This window comes from Nitratireductor sp. ZSWI3, assembly GCF_024655565.1.
Taxonomy (GTDB): domain Bacteria; phylum Pseudomonadota; class Alphaproteobacteria; order Rhizobiales; family Rhizobiaceae; genus Nitratireductor.
This window is the reverse complement of the sequence record NZ_JANKOF010000180.1, coordinates 1-3352: the sequence shown is the minus strand read 5'-3', so window position 1 is coordinate 3352 and position 3352 is coordinate 1. Positions and strand designations below refer to the sequence as shown.

Here is a 3352-nt window from a genome sequence, read left to right as displayed (position 1 = left end):
CCCGCGCGATGGTCGTCGCGCGGGCGTTCCGGCTGGAGGCCGTCTTGACCGGGATCAGGAACCGGCCAGGCGGTTGGTGACGATGACCGGCACCAACAGATCCCCCCAGTTGCCCTCCCCACCATGGTGGCGTGCCGAGCGGACGAGTTCGACGGACACGCCCGAATCGACCGCTTTCATCACCGATTGGTTGAGGCGGTGCAGGTCGTTGGCCACCATGCGGATGATCGCCTGCTGGTCGACCGTCATTGCGCTGGACTGTTCTTCTGCGCGTTCCTTGACGCGGGTCTTCGGTGTCATGTCCGTTCTCCTTTCCCGGCGGATGCCGTTCTGATTATTCCGCTGCTGGGCGGAATTGGTCGTGTTCGGTGGATTCCTTCATGGCGGTGGTCGAAGACTGGCCGCCGGTGATGGCAAGCGAGACGGCGTCGAAATAGCCGGTGCCGACCTCACGCTGATGCTTGGTGGCCGTGTAGCCGTCAGCCTCGGCCGCGAACTCGGCCTCCTGCAGCTCCGAATAGGCCGCCATCTGCCGGTCCTTGTAGCCCCGCGCCAGCTCGAACATGCCGTAGTTGAGCTGGTGGAAGCCGGCCAGCGTGATGAACTGGAACTTGTAGCCCATGGCGCCCAGCTCGCGCTGGAACCTGGCGATGGTGGCGTCGTCGAGGTTCTTCTTCCAGTTGAAGGACGGCGAGCAATTGTAGGCGAGCAGCTTGCCCGGATGCGCCTTCTGCACGCCCTCGGCGAACTTCCTGGCCTGCTCCAGGTCTGGCTTCGACGTCTCGCACCAGATGAGATCGGCATGCGGAGCATAGGCGATGGCGCGGGCGATGCAGGAGTCCAGCCCGTTCTTCACCTGGTAGAAGCCCTCGACCGTGCGGCCGGCATCGTAATCCACGAAGGGCTGGTCACGCTCGTCGATGTCCGAGGTCAGAAGCTTGGCGGCCTCCGCATCGGTGCGGGCGATGACCAGGGTCGGCACGCCCATCACGTCGGCGGCGAGGCGCGCCGCGTTCAGGTTGCGGATATGCGCGGCCGTCGGGATCAGCACCTTGCCGCCGAGATGGCCGCACTTCTTCTCCGAGGCGAGCTGGTCTTCGAAATGGACGCCGGCAGCGCCCGCCTCGATATAGGCCTTCATGATCTCGAAGGCGTTGAGCGGGCCGCCGAAGCCGGCTTCCGCGTCGGCGACGATCGGTGCGAACCAGGTGTCGACAGACAGGCCCTTGCCTTCCGCCGTCTCGATCTGGTCGGCGCGCTGCAGGGTGCGGTTGATGCGCTTGGCGAGCTCGGGGCCGGCATTGGCCGGATAGAGCGACTGGTCGGGATACATGGCCGAGGCCGTGTTGGCGTCGGCCGCCACCTGCCAGCCGGAGAGATAGATGGCCTTCAGCCCGGCGCGGACCATCTGCATGGCCTGGTTGCCGGACAGCGCGCCGAGCGCGTTGACGAAGTCTTCCTCATGGATGAGCTGCCACAGGCGGTTGGCGCCCTGTTCGGCCAGCGTGTGACGGATCGCCACCGATCCGCGCAGCCGCTGCACATCGGCAGGGGTGTAGGGGCGCTCGATGCCGTCGTAGCGGCCTTCGGCTGCGCTGGGAACGAGGTTGTAAAAATCCGTCATTGTGGCCTCCATAAAGAGTCTGTTTCGGTTTCAGGGCAGCGTGCTTGGGAGATTGTTTGCCCTGTGTTCGTTACAGAATTTACATTGCGGCGCAGCGAAAGCGGAGGGAATTCAGAAAATCCGGGGGAAATTTCGTGTCAGCATGTCTGGATTTTGACAGGGTGGGCGTGTAAATTTGTAAAGTATGTAAGAGCGTGTTTGTGGAGTAGTTTTGTAAAGGTGTGTAAAGTGGCGATGGGTTCCGGCATGGATCCTCGGGTCAAGCCCGAGGATGACGAAGCGGGACCGTGAGGCGGCTGGCCTGCACTGACGGTGGGTAAAGCGAACCACAGCGGCCTGAGCTTTTCCCTCGTCATCCTCGGGCTTGACCCGAGGATTCATGCCGGAACGGTCGCGCGGCGCCGGGGACGCAGAAAGCAAGGGAACCGATCATGGCCAACCAGAAGATCTTTGCCGGCCCGCGCATCAGGCGCGTGCGCAACGCCAAGGGGCTGACCCAGACGGCGATGGCCGAGGGGCTGGGCATTTCGCCGTCCTATCTCAACCTGATCGAGCGCAACCAGCGCCCGCTCACCGTGCCGCTGATCCTCAAGCTCGCCTCCGTTTATAAGGTCGATCCCGACGAGCTGCAGGGCGAGGCGGGGCTGTCGCTGCAGTCCCTGCGCGAGGTGTTCTCCGATCCACTGCTGGCCGGCGAGTTGCCGGGCGAGCAGGAACTGGTCGACGTGGCCGAGGCGGCCCCCAATGCGGCGGCAGCGCTGATCAAGCTCTACCGCGCCTATCGCGAGCAGGCCGACCGCATGTCGGACCTTTCCGAGATGCTCGCCCGCGAGGGCCGCACCACGGCCATATCCGCCACACGCCTGCCCATCGACGAGGTGCGCGAGATCTTCGAGCGCCGGCCCAACCACTTTCCGGCGATCGAGGAGGAGGCGGAAAGCTTCCACAGGCTTTTGGAGCCGGGCGATGACCTGTCGGGCGCGATCAAGGCATGGCTGAAGCGCGAGCACGGCATCGTCGTGCGCATCCTGCCGGTCGCCACCATGCCCAACTGGCGCCGCCGCTACGACCGCCATTCGCAGCGCCTGTTCATTTCCGAGCGCCTATCGGCCGCCGACCAGTTGCGCGAGATCGCCATGGAGGCTTGCTTGTTGCGCATGTCGGTTGCTGTGGCGGCGGAGATCGAGGGGCTGAGGCTGTCCGGCAACGAGGCGCGCCGGCTGGCGCGCTTCGAGCTCGGTCGTTACGCCTCACACGCGCTGATGATGCCCTATCAGGCGTTCCTCTCGGCGGCGGAGCGGGCTCGTTACGACATCGACGTCCTGCGCTCGCGCTTCGGCGTCTCCTTCGAGCAGGCTGCCAACCGGCTGACGACGCTCGGCCGCTCCGGCGCCTCCGGCGTTCCCTTCTTCATGCTCGAGATCGACAATGCGGGCAACCGCTTCCGCAAGGCGGGCGCGCAGGGCTTTCCGCAGAGCCGTTTCGGCGGCGGCTGCCCGAAGCTGGCCGTGCATGCGGCCTTCGCCCAGCCCGGGCAGATCCTGGTGGAGGCGGTGGAGATGCCGGACGGCGCCGAATTCCTGACCGTCGCCCGCACGCTGGAGGGCCCGCAGGGCGCCTTCGCCGAGCGGCCGCGCCGCACCGCGCTGCTCATCGGCTGCGATCTCGGCTTCCGCGACAGCGTCGTCTACGGGGCGGCGCTGCCGGGCGCGCCGGGCAAGGCGGGCG

The 3352-nt window shown here is 65.8% G+C and carries 3 protein-coding genes; 1 reads left to right on the top strand and 2 read right to left on the bottom strand.

The annotated features are described in order from the left end of the window. Nucleotides 1-54: 54 nt before the first annotated feature. Both NUU27_RS25155 and aceA read right to left on the bottom strand, forming a co-directional pair. Nucleotides 55-300: a hypothetical protein gene (locus tag NUU27_RS25155; RefSeq protein ID WP_257765029.1), complete on the bottom strand. Its 246-nt coding sequence runs from the start codon at nt 298-300 to the stop codon at nt 55-57. 34 nt (nt 301-334) lie between these two features. Then, nucleotides 335-1624: an isocitrate lyase gene (gene aceA, locus NUU27_RS25150; protein ID WP_257765028.1), complete on the bottom strand. Its 1290-nt coding sequence runs from the start codon at nt 1622-1624 to the stop codon at nt 335-337. Nucleotides 1625-2055: 431 nt separating this feature from the next. Here aceA and NUU27_RS25145 point away from each other — a divergent pair. After that, the coding region (locus tag NUU27_RS25145) for a short-chain fatty acyl-CoA regulator family protein (protein ID WP_257765027.1) at nt 2056-3352 on the top strand (1297 nt) is incomplete at its 3' end.